20 protein-coding genes are annotated in these 16,452 nt (G+C 69.2%); 5 read left to right on the top strand and 15 right to left on the bottom strand.

Annotated features, from left to right (window positions below; genetic code table 11):
• Positions 1 to 227 precede the first annotated feature (227 nt).
• Entirely contained in the window at positions 228 to 1,124 is an 897-nt protein-coding gene (locus tag ACFWZ3_RS10885) for a manganese catalase family protein (RefSeq protein WP_439707757.1), read from the top strand.
• A gap of 123 nt (positions 1,125 to 1,247) precedes the next feature.
• Here ACFWZ3_RS10885 and ACFWZ3_RS10890 read toward each other — a convergent pair whose 3' ends face one another.
• A complete protein-coding gene (locus ACFWZ3_RS10890; RefSeq protein ID WP_439707758.1) occupies positions 1,248 to 2,024 on the bottom strand; it encodes a ZIP family metal transporter in 777 nt (258 codons plus the stop codon).
• Between the two features lie 340 nt (positions 2,025 to 2,364).
• On the opposite strand from ACFWZ3_RS10890, the gene ACFWZ3_RS10895 reads away from it, so the two are divergent.
• Positions 2,365 to 2,610, top strand: coding sequence for a VOC family protein (locus ACFWZ3_RS10895; RefSeq protein WP_439707759.1), 246 nt, complete (start codon positions 2,365 to 2,367; stop codon positions 2,608 to 2,610).
• 63 nt (positions 2,611 to 2,673) lie between these two features.
• Here ACFWZ3_RS10895 and ACFWZ3_RS10900 read toward each other — a convergent pair whose 3' ends face one another.
• From ACFWZ3_RS10900 to ACFWZ3_RS10910, 3 genes are all read right to left on the bottom strand, one after another.
• Complete coding sequence (locus ACFWZ3_RS10900) at positions 2,674 to 3,678, bottom strand: YheT family hydrolase (RefSeq protein WP_439707760.1); 1,005 nt, start codon at positions 3,676 to 3,678, stop codon at positions 2,674 to 2,676.
• Positions 3,675 to 4,469 (bottom strand): lysophospholipid acyltransferase family protein, encoded by a 795-nt coding sequence (locus tag ACFWZ3_RS10905; protein ID WP_439707761.1) that lies wholly within the window; start codon positions 4,467 to 4,469, stop codon positions 3,675 to 3,677. The genes ACFWZ3_RS10900 and ACFWZ3_RS10905 overlap by 4 nt, the downstream gene beginning before the upstream one ends.
• Before the next feature lie 74 nt (positions 4,470 to 4,543).
• Positions 4,544 to 5,020, bottom strand: a complete 477-nt coding sequence (locus ACFWZ3_RS10910; protein ID WP_439707762.1) for an Lrp/AsnC family transcriptional regulator — start codon at positions 5,018 to 5,020, stop codon at positions 4,544 to 4,546.
• Between the two features lie 147 nt (positions 5,021 to 5,167).
• On the opposite strand from ACFWZ3_RS10910, the gene phhA reads away from it, so the two are divergent.
• Complete coding sequence (gene phhA / locus ACFWZ3_RS10915) at positions 5,168 to 6,064, top strand: phenylalanine 4-monooxygenase (RefSeq protein WP_439707763.1); 897 nt, start codon at positions 5,168 to 5,170, stop codon at positions 6,062 to 6,064.
• Between the two features lie 211 nt (positions 6,065 to 6,275).
• Here the strand turns inward: phhA and ACFWZ3_RS10920 are convergent, their stop codons facing one another.
• The 11 genes from ACFWZ3_RS10920 to ACFWZ3_RS10970 all read right to left on the bottom strand — a co-directional run bounded on the left by ACFWZ3_RS10920 (position 6,276) and on the right by ACFWZ3_RS10970 (position 14,169).
• Positions 6,276 to 6,920 (bottom strand): GDSL-type esterase/lipase family protein, encoded by a 645-nt coding sequence (locus ACFWZ3_RS10920; protein WP_439707764.1) that lies wholly within the window; start codon positions 6,918 to 6,920, stop codon positions 6,276 to 6,278.
• Positions 6,921 to 6,999: 79 nt separating this feature from the next.
• A complete protein-coding gene (locus ACFWZ3_RS10925) occupies positions 7,000 to 7,686 on the bottom strand; it encodes an RES family NAD+ phosphorylase (RefSeq protein WP_439707765.1) in 687 nt (228 codons plus the stop codon).
• 163 nt (positions 7,687 to 7,849) lie between these two features.
• Entirely contained in the window at positions 7,850 to 8,242 is a 393-nt protein-coding gene (locus tag ACFWZ3_RS10930; protein ID WP_439707766.1) for an MbcA/ParS/Xre antitoxin family protein, read from the bottom strand.
• 203 nt (positions 8,243 to 8,445) lie between these two features.
• Complete coding sequence (locus ACFWZ3_RS10935) at positions 8,446 to 10,203, bottom strand: DUF885 domain-containing protein (protein ID WP_439707767.1); 1,758 nt, start codon at positions 10,201 to 10,203, stop codon at positions 8,446 to 8,448.
• 91 nt (positions 10,204 to 10,294) lie between these two features.
• Positions 10,295 to 10,996 carry a helix-turn-helix transcriptional regulator gene (locus ACFWZ3_RS10940; protein WP_439707877.1) on the bottom strand — a complete coding sequence of 234 codons (702 nt, stop codon included), beginning with the start codon at positions 10,994 to 10,996 and terminating at the stop codon, positions 10,295 to 10,297.
• A 225-nt stretch (positions 10,997 to 11,221) separates the two neighbouring features.
• Positions 11,222 to 11,848 carry a glutathione S-transferase family protein gene (locus ACFWZ3_RS10945; RefSeq protein ID WP_439707768.1) on the bottom strand — a complete coding sequence of 209 codons (627 nt, stop codon included), beginning with the start codon at positions 11,846 to 11,848 and terminating at the stop codon, positions 11,222 to 11,224.
• Positions 11,845 to 12,234, bottom strand: coding sequence for a VOC family protein (locus ACFWZ3_RS10950; RefSeq protein WP_439707769.1), 390 nt, complete (start codon positions 12,232 to 12,234; stop codon positions 11,845 to 11,847). The genes ACFWZ3_RS10945 and ACFWZ3_RS10950 overlap by 4 nt, the downstream gene beginning before the upstream one ends.
• A 12-nt stretch (positions 12,235 to 12,246) precedes the next feature.
• Positions 12,247 to 12,651 (bottom strand): GFA family protein, encoded by a 405-nt coding sequence (locus ACFWZ3_RS10955; protein ID WP_439707770.1) that lies wholly within the window; start codon positions 12,649 to 12,651, stop codon positions 12,247 to 12,249.
• Positions 12,648 to 13,388, bottom strand: a complete 741-nt coding sequence (locus ACFWZ3_RS10960; RefSeq protein ID WP_439707771.1) for an NIPSNAP family protein — start codon at positions 13,386 to 13,388, stop codon at positions 12,648 to 12,650. Before ACFWZ3_RS10960 ends, ACFWZ3_RS10955 begins: the two co-directional genes overlap by 4 nt.
• Positions 13,385 to 13,549: a hypothetical protein gene (locus tag ACFWZ3_RS10965; RefSeq protein WP_439707772.1), complete on the bottom strand. Its 165-nt coding sequence runs from the start codon at positions 13,547 to 13,549 to the stop codon at positions 13,385 to 13,387. The genes ACFWZ3_RS10960 and ACFWZ3_RS10965 overlap by 4 nt, the downstream gene beginning before the upstream one ends.
• Before the next feature lie 11 nt (positions 13,550 to 13,560).
• Entirely contained in the window at positions 13,561 to 14,169 is a 609-nt protein-coding gene (locus tag ACFWZ3_RS10970; protein WP_439707773.1) for a DJ-1/PfpI family protein, read from the bottom strand.
• Between the two features lie 254 nt (positions 14,170 to 14,423).
• Between ACFWZ3_RS10970 and ACFWZ3_RS10975 the strand changes: the two genes are divergently transcribed.
• Positions 14,424 to 15,455 carry a class 1 fructose-bisphosphatase gene (locus ACFWZ3_RS10975; protein WP_439707774.1) on the top strand — a complete coding sequence of 344 codons (1,032 nt, stop codon included), beginning with the start codon at positions 14,424 to 14,426 and terminating at the stop codon, positions 15,453 to 15,455.
• 97 nt (positions 15,456 to 15,552) lie between these two features.
• Positions 15,553 to 16,449, top strand: coding sequence for a patatin-like phospholipase family protein (locus ACFWZ3_RS10980; protein ID WP_439707775.1), 897 nt, complete (start codon positions 15,553 to 15,555; stop codon positions 16,447 to 16,449).
• Positions 16,450 to 16,452: the final 3 nt, after the last annotated feature.

The raw sequence follows: 16,452 nt of genomic DNA on the forward strand, positions 1-16,452 counted from the left end.
CGCCCAACCCCACGAACAGCACAAACCCGCTCCCTCTCCGCGGCGAGAGAGAGCCCTCTACGGGACTGCAAATCTTGCAGCCGGACGCAAATCTTGCGCTGCCGCGGGCCGACGGCTCCCGTAACCCGGGTCATGCGCGAGGGCACGGTTCTTGCCGCCCTCCGGGACCCCTCGCGGCCGGTGCTCCGTGCCGGTCGTCTCCCTTTCGCAGACGACAAGGACCCATCATGTTCGCTCACAACAAACGCCTGCAGTACACGGTGCGGGTTTCCGAATGCAATCCGGCGCTCGCCAACCTCATGCTCGAACAGTTCGGCGGCCCGCAGGGCGAGCTCGCCGCGGCGATGCGCTACTTCACCCAGGCCCTGGCCGAGGACGACGCCGGCCGCAAGGACATGCTGCTGGACATCGCCACCGAGGAGCTCAGCCACCTGGAAGTCATCGGCACGATCGTCGGCATGCTCAACAAGGGCGCCAAGGGCAAGCTCGCCGAAGGCGCCGAAGAACAGGCGCAGATGTTCCGCGAGCTGCAGGGCGCCGGCAACGACTCGCACGTCACCCAGGTGCTCTACGGTGGCGGCCCGGCACTGACCAACTCCGGCGGCCAGTTGTGGACGGCCGGTTACATCGACTCGATCGGCGAGCCGACCGCCGACCTGCGCTCGAACATCGCAGCCGAGGCGCGCGCCAAGATCATCTACGAGCGCCTGATCAACGTCACCGCCGACCAGGGCGTGCGTGACGCGCTGGGCTTCCTGATGACCCGCGAGATCGCCCACCAGCAGTCGTTCGAGAAGGCGCTGTACGCGATCCAGCCGAACTTCCCGCCAGGCAAGCTGCCGGGCAAGCCGGAATTCGCCAACGTGTACGTCAACACCTCCCAGGGCGAAGGCGACATGCGCGGGCCGTGGAACAGCGACGACAACTTCCAGTTCGTCAGCGACCGCGAAAAGATGCTGGCGATGGACGGCGGCAGCGGCCTGCCCGAGGTGGCGATGAACGACAAGCAGCGCGAGGTGCTGATGCAGATGGCCCAGCGCACGCGCTCCAATCCGTCGATCAATCCGGAGACCGGTGCCGATCTTGGCCGAAGTGGTGGCCAGTCGCAGGGCACCCGCCATTAGTGGGTACCCCGCAAGACTTCCCCCATCCGCCCTTCGGGCACCTTCCCCCGCGCGCGGGGGAAGGATCTTGCGAGCGTCCAGACCTGAGCCGAAGGGCGGAGGGGGGCGCGCTGGCCTCGTGCGTCAACCGAATGCGGTATCGAGCAGCATCATCAGCACGAACCCCACCATCAGTCCGCCGGTGGCGAAGTGCTCGTGCCCCTGCCGGTGCGATTCGGGAATGATCTCGTGGCTCACCACGAAGAGCATCGCGCCGGCGGCAAAGCCCAGGCCCACCGGCAGCAGCATGGGGTAGTCGATCACCACGCCGGCGCCGACCAGCGCGCCGACCGGTTCGATCAGGCCCGAGGCCATGCCGACTGACACCGCCCAGCGCCGCCCGTAGCCGGCGGCCATCAGCGCGATTGCCACCACCAGCCCTTCGGGCAGGTCCTGGATGGCGATGCCGGTGGCCAGCGCCACGCCGTGCGCCACGCCCGGTCCGAAGCCCACGCCGATCGCCAGGCCCTCGGGCAGGTTGTGCAGGCAGATGGCGAACACGAACAGCCAGGCACGCTTTAGCCGCAGCGAGGGATGCCCTTCGGGCCCCTTGATGAAATGCTCATGCGGCAACACACGCTCGAGCAGCACCAGCGCGGCCGCACCGATCAGGATCGCCACGCCGACCAGCGCGCCCGCGACCCACGGTCCCTGGCCCTGCCGCTCCGCCTCCTGGATGCCCGGCAGCGCCAGCGAAAAGGCGCTGGCCGCCAGCATGACCCCGGCGCCGAAGCCGAACATGGTGTCCTGGGTGCGCTGGTCGATGTTCCTGGCGAACAGCGCCGGCACTGTGCCCAGCGCCGTGGCGGTGGCACCGGCGGCACCGCCCAGGCAGGCGGCGAGGATCGGCGTCATGCCCATGCGGGGATCCTGCGCGTGGGCGGGTGCATCGCGGGCATGCGGTCACCGGGCGGCGGAGCGGGTGACCAGCATGGCGCCTGGCCGACCCCGGCGGCGTGAACGGCGGCATTGCTCGCCGACGTGGCGCCGCCCATGCTGGCGGACCTGCCTTTCGCGAGATCGACCATGGCCGCGCTCCCACCCTTCCACCTCGCCTTTCCGGTCACCTCGCTGGCGAACGCGCGCGCCTTTTACGGCGGCCTGCTCGGCTGCCCGGAAGGGCGTTCCAGCGACGACTGGGTCGACTTCGACTTCCACGGCCACCAGATCGTCGCACCTGGCGCCGGAGGAAGCGCGCGGCGTGGCCGCGCACGACGTCGACGGCGACGCCGTACCGGTAGGCCACTTCGGCCTGGTGCTGCCGATGGACACCTGGCAGGCGCTGGCCGACCGGCTGCGCGCGGCCGGCACCCGCTTCGTGGTCGAGCCGCACATCCGCTTCCGTGGCCAGCCGGGCGAACAGGCCACCATGTTCCTGCTCGATCCGTGCGGCAACGCGCTGGAGTTCAAGGCCTTCGCCGACCCCGCGCGGCTGTTCGCGAAGTAAGCAGGGTGGGCTTCAGCCCACCACGGATGTTTCCCGTAGCGGGGGCGGTGGGCTAAAGCCCACCTACTTGAGCATCGCTTTGAAGCGCGCCGCGATGTACTCGTCGGTGAAGCTCACCATGTCGGCGCCGCGGATGAAGCCGCAGTGCCCGCCGTACTCGGCGATGTCCAGCTCGATGTTCGGCGGCAGTTGCAGCTGCTCGAACGCGCCCACCGGGATCACCGGATCGTCGCGCGCGGTGAGGATCGTGGCCGGGATGCCCAGCCCGGCCAGCGCGTCGCGCGCCACCGAATAGCCGTCCAGATAGGCCTCGAGCGACTTGAAGTCGGTGTGCCTGAGCACCAGCGCCTCGGTCAGCCCGCGCAGGCTCTGTTTCAGCTCGGCCAGCTCGAAATACTGGCGCTGCGGGAACGCCTGCTGCTTGGCCTTCAGCGACTGTCGCCACTTGCGCATGAAGTACGCCTGGTAGAACCAGGGCGCGCTCTTTTCCAGCGAGAACAGGCCTTCGGCGGGATCGATGATCGGGCACACCGCCAGTGCGTAATCCAGCCCGATCCCGGCTTGCGGCGCACGCAGCGCCGCGCGCAGCGCGAAGTTGCCGCCCAGCGAGAACCCGGCCAGCGCGGTCACCGGCCGCGGCCAGCGGCGCACGATGTCGCCCAGCGCGTGCACCACCTCGTCGATGCGGCAGGAGTGGAACAGCGCCTCGTTGAGGTGGTGGCTCGCGCCGTGGTCGCGGAAGTTGAGCCGGAACACGTCCCAGCCGTCGCGCAGCAGGCGGCTGCCGGTCTGCAGCACGTAGGTCGAATCGACGCTGCCTTCCCAGCCGTGGAACAGCACCGCCAGGCCGCGCGACGCGTTGCCCGTGCGCTGCGCGGTGAAGGCGCCAGTCAGCCGCACGCCCTCGCCGCCGTCGACCAGCACCGGCTCGGCGCCCTCGAGCACCTCGCGTGCACTCTGCGGCAACAGCAGGCGGCGGACGCCGCTGGACGAGAGCATGGTCTGGAGATGACCGCTGGTGAGCGGCCAGGGGGGACGGAAATCCTTTCCGCGCGGCAGGTCGCTCATGCGTGGGCGTCTTCCAGGGCGACGCCGATGCGCTCGCGCGAAAGCTCGGCCATGCGTCGGCGCGCGTCGGGCATGGCCGGCACGGGGGTGAGGAAATGCACTTCGGCATCGAGCGGCGCCTCGCCCAGCATGCGCAGCAGGTTGCCCATGAAGTTCTCGCCCTCGCGGAAGCCGGCGTCGACCACCCGCTTGCCATTGCGCGCGAAGCGCAAGGCGACCGGCTGCACCGGCACCTGCGCATCCAGCGCCGCCTGGAAGATGCGCGCGTGGAATACCTTGAGCACGCCGTTGTGGCCGGTGCCGCCCTCGGGGAACACCGCCACCGACCGGCCGCCACGCAGCCGCTCGACCATCGCCTGCATCACCGCCGCCAGCGAATGGTTGCTACCGCGCCGGTGAAAGATGGTGCCGCCGGTCGCCGCCATCCAGCCGACCAGCGGCCAGCGCGCGATCTCGGCCTTGGCCACGAAACAGGCCGCCCGCTGGCTGTGCAGCAGCTCGATGTCGATCCACGAGGTGTGGTTGGCGACGAACAGCACCGGGTCGGGCAGCGGCTTGCCGATGCGCACCGAGCGCAGGCCGAAGATGCGCATCAGCATGGTCGACCACCAGCGGATCATGCGGTGCGCGAACGGCTCGCGGCCGTCAACCATGACCCTGTGCCGGTTCCAGCTCAGGATGCCCGCGCACAGCAGGATGCCCAGCAGGATGTGCAGCAGCAGCAGCGGCACCCGCCACAGGTAGCGCAGTGGGCGCCAGGGGTCGCTGGCGGGAGTCGGTGCGGTATCCATGAGCCGGTTAGTTTAGCGTCACTCGCCACGGGCCAGACACACCCGGGGCCTTCGTGGGGGGATCCGTCCCGCGGTCAGCCTTCCAGCTGTCCGAGCGGCAGCGACGGCGAGCGCTTGACGGTGCGCAGCACGAAGCTCGAATTGGCGTCGGCCACGCCGGCGTCGTTGAGCAGCCGGTCGAGCAGGAAGCGCGAGAAGTGCGGCAGGTCGGCCACGTACACGTGCAGCAGGTAATCCATGTCGCCGGTGAGCGCGTGGCAGGCGACCACTTCCTCCCAGCCCTCCACCTTTTCGACGAAGCGCTCGATAGCGCCCGCCTCGTGCCGCGCCAGCTGCACCCGTACGAACGCCTGCAGGCCCAGCCCGACGGCCTGCGGGTCGATCTGTGCGGCATAGCCGGTGACGATGCCCTCGGCCTCCAGCCGCTGCAGGCGCCGCAGGCAGGCCGAGGGCGACAGGCTCACGCGCTCGGCCAGCTCGGCATTGGTGATGCGTCCCTCCGCCTGCAGTACGGCGAGCACGCGCAGGTCGGTGCGATCGAGCTTGGGCATGGCAGTTTGCTCCGCGTTTTGCGCTTACCGCGCAAGAATACTGCGCACGATTACGGCTGATTCACAACAAACGCAACCTTCGTGCGGAGCACGCAGCGTATTCTTGAGGAACGAAAGCGCAGCGCGCCAGAAACTGCCGGAGTCGCCATGGAAACCGCCACGCCCCGCAAAGTCGAACACCAGCAGACCGACCGCGGCTACGTTCCGGTCTACGCCACCGGCGTGGTCGAGCAGCCCTGGTCGAGCTACAGCCGCACCGACCACGAGGTGTGGGACACGTTGTTCGCGCGCCAGTGCGAGATGTTGCCGGGGCGCGCCTGCCAGGAATTCCTCGATGGCGTGAAGAAGTTCGGCCTCGGTGATGGCGGCATTCCGAAGTTTCCCGACATCAACCAGGTGCTGGCCAAGGCCACCGGCTGGGAGCTGGTCGCGGTCGAAGGGCTGCTGCCGGACGAGGTGTTCTTCGACCATCTGGCCAACCGCCGCTTCCCGGTGAGCTGGTGGATCCGCAAGCCCGAACAGCTCGACTACCTGTCCGAGCCGGATCTGTTCCATGACCTGTTCGGCCACGTGCCGCTGCTGCTCAACCCGGTGTTCGCCGACTACATGCAGGCCTACGGCCGCGGCGGCATGAAGGCGCATGCGATCGGCCCCGAGGCGCTGATGAACCTCACGCGCCTGTACTGGTACACGGTGGAGTTCGGCCTGATCGACACGCGCGAAGGCATGCGCATCTACGGCGCAGGCATCGTCAGCTCCAAGGGCGAGTCGATCTACAGCCTGGACGCGGACGCACCCAACCGCATCGGCTTCGACCTGGAGCGCGTGATGAACACGCGCTACCGCATCGATACCTACCAGCAGAGCTACTTCGTGATCGACAGCTTCGAGCAGCTGTTCGAGGCGACTACGCCGGACTTCACTCCGATCTACGCGCGCCTGCGCGAGAAGACCCCGCACGCGGCCGCCGACGTGCTGGAGGACGCTGACCGCGTGTTCCACTACGGCAGCCACGAAGGATTTGCCACCAACGCCGATACCTGAGCCCGCTTGCAGAGCGCCCTCGGGGGCCGCCGCCATCCTCGCCCGCGACGCAACGCTGGGCATCGCGGTCGCGCCCAAGGGCGCTCCTACAACAGGCCCCGCTTCGCCCGTCCGTCGCACGTCACCGATTCCCTGCAGGAGCACCCTCGGGCGCGACCGCCATCCGCCCGCGACGCAACGCTGGGCATCGCGGTCGCGCCCAAGGGCGCTCCTACGACAGGCCCCGCTTCGACAGCCAGTCGCGCACTACGCCGGTCCACAACGCGTAACCCGCGGCGTTGAGGTGCAGTCCGTCGTCATCGAACCAGCGCGGGTCGGCCTCGCCGTCGGCGCCCAGCATGGGCGTGTGGACGTCCAGGTAATCCACACCGCGCTCTTGCGCGCAAGTGCGGATCAATGCGTTGGCCTGGCGGATCTGCGGCAGCTGCCGGCGCCGCGAGAGATTGGGCTTGATCGAGAGGTAGGCGAACGGCACCTCGCTCGCCCAGCGCCGTGCCTGGGTGACGAACGCGCCGAAGGCATCGCGCACCTGTCCGGGCGACTTGCCGTCGGCCAGGTCGTTGCCGCCGGCGTACATCACGATGGCGCGTGGCCGGTAAGGCTTGATCAGCTGCTCGGCGAAATACACGCTGTCGGCGATTTCCGAACCGCCGAAGCCGCGGTTGATCGTGGGCACGTCCGGAAAGTCTGCAGCCAGCGTGTGCCACAGTCGGATCGAGGAGCTGCCCACGAACAGCACCGCATCGGGCGGCGCGGGATTCAACCGGTCGATGGCAGCAAACGCGGAAATCTCGCTCTGCCATTCGACGAATTCGGCAGCTTCGCCGCCGGACGGGGAACTGCGGGGATCGAACATGCCATTTCCGCGTGCGAACCACCCCGACCCTAGGACAGCGGTGATCAAGGTCGCGTTGGCGGGCTCAAGCTTGCGCGTGCTACGGGCGCTTGAGTTCGCTCACTTCGAGCACCTGCGCGATGCGCGTGCCGTCCCAGCGGTAGATGAAGTGCTGCGCCTGCACGCAGGGCGCGACCACATCCGGGAAGAACGCGGCCACGCACTCGCCCCCCGCGTGGCGCGCGCTGTCGTAGACGATGCCGTCGGAGCCGGCCGCGCGCAGCGTGCGCGCCAACGCCACGCTGGCGGCGTAGTCGCGCGGGTCATGCGCAGCCGGCCAGCCGCCGCGAAGATCGTGCAGCTTGCAGTCGATGCTGGTGCGGTAGCAGCGCATCTCCACCTCGCAGGCCGGCTCGTTGGTGGCGGCCAGGAAGCGCTCGCGGTGGTAGACGGTTTCCTCCACCGCCGTGGCCATGCTGTGCGCGGCGTAGAACACCCCCCAAGTGCCGTCGGAGAAGCGGCTGCCTTCCGGGTTGAGGTGGGTAAAGGCGGCCATCACCGGCGTACTGCCGGGCCCGCTGATGCGCCGGTCGCGCGGCACCAGCTTCAGCGCCCCGGCCTCCTCGCGCAGGCGCGGGTTGGTCATCGCCTCGATCGCGAACAATGCATCCAGGTCGGCCGGGTCAGCGATGCGGTCGAACACGCCCACCGGCGGGAAACGGCTGGGCACGATGCGGTAAGCATGGCTCCAGCGGATGCGCTTGAGGGGCGGCAGGTCGGTGGACATCATCGGCTCCGGATCGCAGCCGCCCGGACGTGTCAGGGCGGATGGAGAGGTATTCATGGGCTGTATCGCCGCGTGGACGACCCCTCCCAGCCCCCTGCCCGCAGGGGGAGCAGCCAAAGCATGGCAGCCCGGGGTCTCGCCGGGCGCGACCGGTGTCTCGGCCTCAGCCGCGCTGCGCGTCCAGGTACTGGCGCACTACGTAGAGGTCGCCCACGTTCCCCGAGAGCATGCGTTCGAGCGCCGAGTGCCCGCCGAACAGCGACGCCTGGTTCGGCTTGCGCAACCAGGCATCGGCCTGGGCCGGGTCGGGGAACAGGATCTGCAGCGACTTCCAGATGCCCAGCAGGTAGCTGATCCGCTCGATCACGTCGCGACCGGGGTTGCCGTCCTGGTCGCGCTTCCACTTGAAGAACGTCGATTCGGCCGGTTCGCCGAGCAGGCGCCGCTGTTCAGCGATGCGCAGCTTCCAGTGCTCGGCCAGGCGGAAGAAGGAACGCAGCGCGGGGCCGCCAAGGTCACCGGCTGGAGCCTGTTCGGGACGGGGATGGGCCAGCATGCGCGACTCTCCTTTTGGAGTTCGCGCTTAATTTACTCCATTTGTGCAGTCACTCGCAAATTGCCGACTGTAGGAGCGCACTTTGGGCGCGACCCGGACGCTTGGCGGTCGCGCCCAAGTGCGCTCCTACAGGGAACTGCCTCGCCTAGGGCGGGCCTGAGCCGACCATTTTCCCTACGCCCATCGCAAAACCGGACCTGAGGTTACTTGCAGTCGCAGCCGTAGTCCGGCTCGGGACCGCCGTCGGCGATGAAGCGGTCGATGCGCTTTTCCAGCACCGGCAACGGCACCGAACCGAGCTGCAACACCGTGTCGTGGAAATGGCGCAGGTCGAACTTGGCGCCCAGCGCGTGCTCGGCCTTGCCGCGCAACTGCCGGATCGTCAGGTAGCCCAGCTCGTAAGACAGCGCCTGCCCCGGCCAGCTGATATATCGGTCCACCTCGTTGGCAATCTCGCGCGCCGAAAGCGCAGTGTTCCGGGTGAGGTAGTCAATGGCCTGGCTCCGCGTCCAGCCCAGGTGGTGGATGCCGGTGTCGACCACCAGCCGGCAAGCGCGCCACATCTGGTAGGTGAGGTAGCCGAAGCGCTGGTAGGGCGTGTCGTAGATGCCCATCTCGTTGCCCAGGTACTCCGAGTACAGGCCCCAGCCCTCGCCGTAGGCGGAGATGTAGCCCTGCCGGCGGAACTCGGGCTGGCCTTGCTGCTCGGCGGCCAGCTCCAGCTGCAGCGCGTGGCCGGGATAGGACTCGTGCAGGGTCAGCGCCGGCATGTTGAACAGCGGGCGCGAGGGCAGGTCGTAGGTATTGACCAGGTAGGCGTCCGCGCCGCCGCGGCCGGAGGTGTAATACGGCGCGATGTCCGCCGGCACCGGCACGATGGCGAAGCGCGCGCGCGGCAGGTGGCCGAAGAAGCGGCTCATCTGGCCGTCCACTTCCTTGGCCACCCAGGCGGTGCGTTGCAGCAGTTCCTCGGGGGTCCTGGCGTAGAACTGCGGATCGGTGCGCAGGAAATGGAGGAAGGCGGGGAAGTCGCCCTTGAAGCCGCTCTCCTTCATGGTCTGGAGCATCTGTGCGTGGATCTTCGCCACCTGCTCCAGGCCGATCTTGTGGATCGCGTCGGGATCCAGGTCCAGCGTCGTGTACTCGCGGATCTGCTGGCGGTAGAACGCCTTGCCGTCCGGCAGCGCCTCGGCCGCGAGCGTGGTGCGCGAGCGCGGCACGTAGGTCTGGCGGAAGAAGGTCAGCAGCGTGGCGTAGGCCGGGATCACCTCATCGCGGATGCGCCGCAGTGCCTCGCCCTGCAGTGCCTGCGCCTGGTCGGCCGGGATCGCGTCGGGCAGGTGCTTGAACGGCTCGTAGAAGCTGCTCGCGGTGGGGTCCTTGAGCTCGGCCACGGCGGCGATCGACGCATCGCGCCCATCCAGCACCGCGCGCGGCACCGAGAAGCCGCGCTTGAGGCCCAGCCGCATGTTGGCAATCTGCTGGTCGAAGTAGGCGGGAATCTGCGCCAGGCGGTCGAGGTAGCGGCGGTAGTCGTCGGCGGTGCGCAGGTGATCGGCGTCCAGCTCGTAGCCGATGTCGCTCCAGAAGGCCGAGTCGCTGTTGAACGGCATCTGCCAGGTCTTGAAGCGCTGGTCGGCCAGCAGGTTGGCGATCTGCGCGTGGTAGATGGCGTAGTTGACCTGGTTGGCGGGCGAGAGCTGGCTCGCATCGAGCGCATCGAGCTTCGCCAGCACCTGCTGCCACTGTTCCAGCCGCTGTTGCTGGCTGGCCGCGTCGACGTTGTCCAGCCGGCCGTTGTTCGGCTGTGGCTCGCCCGAGGCGCTGATGTCGCCCTGCCCGGTGCGCCAGGCCCATTCGTGGGTGTAGATCGCCTTGAAGCGGTCGTCCGTGTCGTTGGCGTGCACGGCCGGAGCGAGCAACAGGCCCGCGGCCAGCAGGCCGCCCAGCAGGTGGTTCATCGACAGGCTCCTTGCGGGGGGATGCGCTGATCATCGCAAAGAAGCGCGGGATGTTGGTCGTCTGCAGGAGCGCTCCTGCAACGTATCGTCGCTACACGCCGGCGTAGTAGCCGCGCATGGCGTCCAGGTAGGCGTCGAGGTTGCGCCCCTCGCCCATCGCGAAACGCTCGCCGGTTTCGTCGAACCGGTCGATCCGGTCCGGGCGGAAGTTGCGGAATGCGCAACGCAGCCGGCACCAGGTGCCCAGCGTCCACTTGCCGCCCCAGAACGCCAGGCACAGCGGTTCAACGTCGCGCGTGCTCGCCTGGCCGGCTTCGTCGCGGTAGACAAGCCGCAACACCCGTTGCCCCTCGATCGCCGCGTGCAGGCGGTCGATGCGCGCGGCGAAGGCCGTGCTGTATTCGTCGCGCCACACCGGCGCGTAGATGCGCGTGCGCGCGGCGCGCTCGCGCAGTTCCGGCGGCAGCACCGCCTCGATCTTCATCAGCGCCGCCTGCGCGCCCTCGGCCAGGCGCTCGCCGGCGAAAGCGCGTACGAAGCGTGTGCCGACCACCAGCGATTCGAGCTCTTCGGCGGTGAACATCAGCGGCGGGATGTCCGCGCCCTTGCGCAGCACGTAGCCCACGCCCGCCTCGCCTTCGATCGGCACGCCCGAGAGCTGCAGGTCGGCGACGTCGCGATAGACCGTGCGCAGCGACACGCCCAGCGTCTCGGCCAGCGAACGCGCCTGCAGCGCGGTGCGACGACCGCGCAGGGCGTGGATGATGAGGAACAGGCGATCGGCGCGGCGCATGCGCGCATGATCGCCGAGGCTTGGCATGTGGGCCAGCCTGCCGCGAGGCATCGGGGGCTCGCCGCGCCCTGAGCCCCCTCCCCCGGCGCCGCCGGGTGAGAAGGCTGGGAGAGGGGGAGGCCTTTCGCTGTCGACCTGACGAACAAGCCAAGCAAGAGCCCCCCTTCTCTCCAACCCTCTCCCCCGGCGGCGCCGGGGGAGAGGGAGCAGGAGCGGGGCCCGGTGCTAGGCCTGCCGGGCGAGGAACTCGGCATCCTTGGCTTCCGCCCGTTGCATCGCCGGACGCGCGCGCACGCGGTCGATGTATTCGCGCACCGGCGGCGTGTCGGGCACCAGCTTGAACATCGTGGTCCAGTGCAGCGCGGTGCCCCACAGCACATCGGCGGCAGTGAAGCGCTCGCCGAGCAGCCAGGGCCCGGGCGTGAGCTGGTTGACGATGGCGTCCAGCACTTCCTGCCAGGTGCCGTAGGGCGAGGTCGCATGCGGCGCCGGATCGCGCTGCATGGAGTGATCGACCAGCGCCGGCTCGAAGCAGGAACCGTAGAACACCATCCAGCGCAGGTACGGCCCGCGCAGCGGATCACCCATGGCCGGCGCCAGCCCTTTCTCCGGGTAGAGGTCGGCCAGGTACATCATCACCGCCGGCTGCTCGGTCACCATCGCGTCGGCGTGGCGGATGGCCGGCACCTTGCCCAGCGGGTTGAGCGCCAGGTAATCGGGGTCGCGCTGCGTGCCGGCCTTGAGATCCAGCAGGTGCAGGTCGTAGTCGACGCCCAGTTCCTCGAACAGGGCCAGCGTGCCGCGCGAGCGCGACTGCGGCGCGTGGAAGAAGGTGACTTTCGGTGGGTTCATTGCGTGCTCTCCGGCGGCAGATGGCAGACCGCCTCCAGGTTGTGCCCGTCCGGGCCGGTCACGAACGCTCCGTAGTAGCCGTCGTGGTATTGCGGGCGCAGTCCGGGTGCACCGTTGTCGCGTCCACCGGCCGCGAGTGCGGCGCGATGGAAGGCGTCGACCTGCGCGCGGTTGGCGGCGGCGAAGGCGATGTGCAGCGGCGACGGCGCGTGGTCGGCGCGGGTCAGCCAGAGTTCCTGCTCGCCCTTGCGGCCCCGGCCGGCAGCCAGTCCCACCGCGTCGGGGAAGCTCTTGACCACCTCGATGCCGAGCGGCTGCAGTGCCTGTTCGTAGAAGCGGCGCGCGTGTTCCAGGTCGGTGACGGGAAGGCCCAGGTGATCGAACATCGCATGTGCTCCCTAGAGGTAAGCGGTCACGGCCGGTGGGTTCATCCAGTTGTCGTGGCGCCCGTCGAAGTAGCGCACCGGCGCTTCGGCCAGTTCCTGCGGGCTGGCGTCGTCCAGGCAGGCCACGTTGACGCTGACGAAGTCGCCGCCCAGCTCTTCAAGGTGACCGGTGCCGAAGGGCTGCACGCCGCAATGCCGGCAGAAGCGGTAGTGGATGCTGTGGGTGCCGAACTGGTAGTCGGCCAGCGCCGCTTCGCCCTCCAGCAGGCGGAAGGCGTCCGGCCGGACCATCGCACTCCAGCGGCGCGTCTTGCTGCAGATCGAGCAGTTGCAGCGGCCGGTGCCGGCCGAAAGGTCGATGTCGGCGGCGAAGCGCACCGCGCCGCAATGGCAACTGCCGTGGTAGGTCCGGTTCATGCGTGCTCCCGCGGTCGATTGATGGACGATGATGCGCCGCGCAGCAGCGAACGCGGCGTGGGCGCCAGGCGCAGGGTCTCGGGCACGGCGTCCAGGCGTTGGGTCCAGGCGACGACGACCGGTTCCGCTGTGGCGGCCGCTTCGTACCGGGCCTGCGCGTGGGCGTCGGCGAACGACGCAAACCAGACGAAAACACTCTCGCCCTCGCGTACCGGCAGGCGTGGAAAGGTGTTGCGCGCCGGCTCGGTGATGAACTGCGCCAGCACGGTCACGCCCAGGCGCTCGAGCACCGGTCGCACCTTTGCGTCGAAGCCCCGGGCCAGCGCCGCCAGGTCGACGGACGGCGCCGGGCAGATCGTTGCGGTGAGCAGGCCGGCCGGCGCGCGTTCGCCCGCCACCGGACGGGACAGGCCCTCCAGCGCGAAGGGCTGCGTGGGCCGCAACAACAGCACGTCGTCCGAATCGAGCATGGTGGCGTTGGCCGCCTCGCGATGCGTGCGCCAGACCGGGCCGTCGTAGAACGCCGCCAGCGCGGCGGCGCGCGTGGTCATGTCCGGGAAACTGCGCAGCCAGACGAAGCGCTCCGGGTCGTCGAGGTCGCGGAACTGCCCCGGCAGGCCCATGCCAAGCGCCTCCTGCGATTCGACGAACTCGCGCTCGAACAACGCCACCAGGCGTTCGCACTGGCCCGGGCGCAGGGTGTACTGGCGCAGTTCGAACACGGTATGACCGTTCATGGCCGCCGTCCGGACAGGGCGGCGACCAGCGCCAGCAGGGTCATGCGCCACCGCGGTCCCCCGACGGAAGCGGGTGGCAGCCAATGCGGCCCTTCGACCAGGCGGTTGCGCCCGGCCAGGGGGCGGTAGGCGGCGGTGACGCGGTCGAGGATCGGATGCATGGTCGTCCTCCTCACGCGACCGCCGCTTCGCCGACGCACCACGGCGGCAGCTGGGCGTGCTTGAACAGGCGGTACCAGTGTTCGCGGTCGCTCGGTCCGTACAGGTCCAGCGCCCGGATCACCTCGCGGGCGAACTCCACGCTGCCCAGGTGGCTGGCGGTGATCGTGCCGCTGTCGCTTACGGCGAGCACCGAGGCGTCGTACTGCGCGCTGCCCGTGTAGCCGGGTGCCTGGGCGTCGATGTGGCCGGCCCAGTTGCCGGTGTGGCGGCAGCTCTCGAGCAGGCCCGCGCGGGCCAGCGCCAGCACGCCGCTGTCGATACCGGCGACCACCGCCCCGGCGCCGTGCAGCTGGCGCAGCGCGGCCACCGCCGAGGCGCCCTCGTTGCGCTGCCACAGGTGCCCGCCGGGCACGATGGCGAGCGCGGCACGCGCGAAGTCCAGCTCGGACAGGCTTAGTTCCGGCTGCACCATCAGGCCGCCCATCGAGCGCACCGGCGCGCGGGTGAAGCCCACCGTGGCCACCTGCCAGTCGCCGGGCCGGCGCACCTCGCACAGCGCCAGCGCCGCCTGCCAATCCGCAAAACCGTCGAATGCCAGGAAATAGACCGTGTCGCGCATCGCATTGCCTCCTTTGCAAGGTGGGCAGGATGCGCCGGGGCTGCTGCCAACGTGATGTCAGCAGGCGGGCAAACGGAGGAATTCCCCGAAGGGGGGAGGGATGCCCCGGCCAGCGTGGGGACCCCTCCAGCCTCCCCATGCAAGCAGGGGGAGGAGCCAGGAGCTGTACGCGCTCGCAACGTCCGCTCCATGTTCACGGGTTCGCTTTCCCGCAACCCTCTAGAATGCCCGTTCCTTCCCGCCACGGACCCGACATGAAGCCTGTCTCGCTGATCCAGTTCCTGATCGAGGAACGCCGCGCCGGCCACATCAACGCCGAGCTTTCGCTGTTGATCGAAGTGGTCACGCGCGCCTGCAAGCGCATCGCCGTGGCGACCAGCAAGGGCGCGCTGGGCGGCGTGCTGGGCAATGCCGGCAGCCCGGGGTCACTCAGCATGAACGTGCAGGGCGAGGCGCAGAAGAAGCTGGACGTGATCTCCAACGAGATCCTGCTCGAGGCCAACGCCTGGGGTGGCCACCTGGCCGCCTGCGCCTCGGAGGAGATGGAAGACCCTCAGCCGATCCCCGACATGTACCCGAAGGGCAACCACCTGCTGCTGTTCGATCCGCTGGACGGCTCGTCCAACATCGACGTGAACATCTCGGTGGGCACGATCTTCTCGGTGTTGCGCTGCCCCGAGCACGTGACCGAACCCAAGGTCGAGGACTTCCTGCAGCCGGGCACGCAGCAGCTGGCTGCCGGCTATGTGGTGTACGGGCCGGCCACGCTGCTGGTGCTGACCTTCGGCCACGGCACGCACGAGTTCACGCTCGACCGCGAGGTCGGCAGCTTCATGCTCAGCCGCCGCGACATCCGCATCCCGGAACAGACCGCCGAATTCGCCATCAACATGTCCAACCAGCGCCACTGGGAGGCGCCGATGCAGCGTTACGTCGGCGAGCTGCTGGCCGGCAAGGAAGGCCCGCGCGGCAAGGACTTCAACATGCGCTGGGTCGCCTCGATGGTGGCCGACGTGCATCGCATCATCACCCGCGGCGGCGTGTTCTTCTATCCGCTGGACGCCAAGATCAAGGCCAAGGGCGGCAAGCTGCGCCTGATGTACGAGGCCAACCCGATGGCCTTCATCGTCGAACAGGCCGGCGGCGCGGCCACCACCGGTCGCGAGCGCATCCTCGAGATCCAGCCGAGCGGCCTGCACCAGCGGGTGCCGGTGTTCCTGGGCTCGAAGGGCGAAGTCGAGGTGGCCACCCGCTACCACCGCGAGGCCGACGTCGCCTACGCCTGAGGGCGGCGGGTAGGCGCCCGTGCGCCTGCCCGGTCCCGCCCCGGTTTTGCCATCGTCCTGCCGCACGCTTTGCGCTGATCCTCCTTTCGTCCTGACGATGGCCCGACACCTGCGCCTCCTGCTCCTGCTCACTGTCGCCCTGGCCGGCTGCACGCCCGTGCGCAAGCCGCCGCCAATCACCCCGCCGGCGCCGCGCAAGCTGGTGGTCGGCCTCGCGCTGGGTGGCGGCGCGGTCAAGGGTTTTGCGCACATCGGCGTGATCAAGATGCTCGAAGCGAGCGGCATCCACGTGGACGTCGTCGCCGGCACCAGCGCCGGCAGCGTGGTCGGCGCGCTGTATGCCAGCGGGATGGATGCCTTCGCCATGCAGCAGGCGGCCATATCGCTGGACGAAGCCGCGATCCGCGACGTGCGGCTGTTCAGCGGCGGCCTGGTGCAGGGGAAGAAGCTGCAGGACTACGTCGACAGCCTCGTCCGCCAGCGCCCGCTCGAACGCCTGAGGCTGCCCTTCGCGGCGGTCGCCACCGAGCTGGAGACTGGCCAGCGCATGGTGTTCCGCCACGGCGATACCGGAGCGGCCGTGCGCGCCTCGTGCAGCGTGCCCGGCGTGTTCGAGCCGGTCGCGATCGGCGGCCGGCACTACGTCGACGGCGGCGTGGTCAGCCCGGTGCCGGTCGATGCCGCGCGCGAACTGGGCGCCGACTTCGTGATCGCGGTGGACATTTCCTCGCGCAGCGACGGCACGCTGCCGGAGGACATGGTCGGCATCGTCGGGCGCTCGGTGGTGATCATGGGCCAGCACCTGGGTGCGCAGGAACTGGCGCGCGCCGACGTGGTGATCCGGCCGAAGGTGAACGACATCGGCGCGACCGACTTCTCGCAGAAGGAGCGGGCGATCATGGAGGGCGAGAAGGCCGCGCTGGCGGCGATGCCGCTGATCCGCGCGCGGCTGGCCGCGGCGCGGCAGGGGCCAGCCGCGATCGCCGTGCACTGATCG

The sequence above is a fragment of the Frateuria sp. GZRR35 genome, from assembly GCF_051900415.1.
Lineage (GTDB): Bacteria > Pseudomonadota > Gammaproteobacteria > Xanthomonadales > Rhodanobacteraceae > Frateuria_A.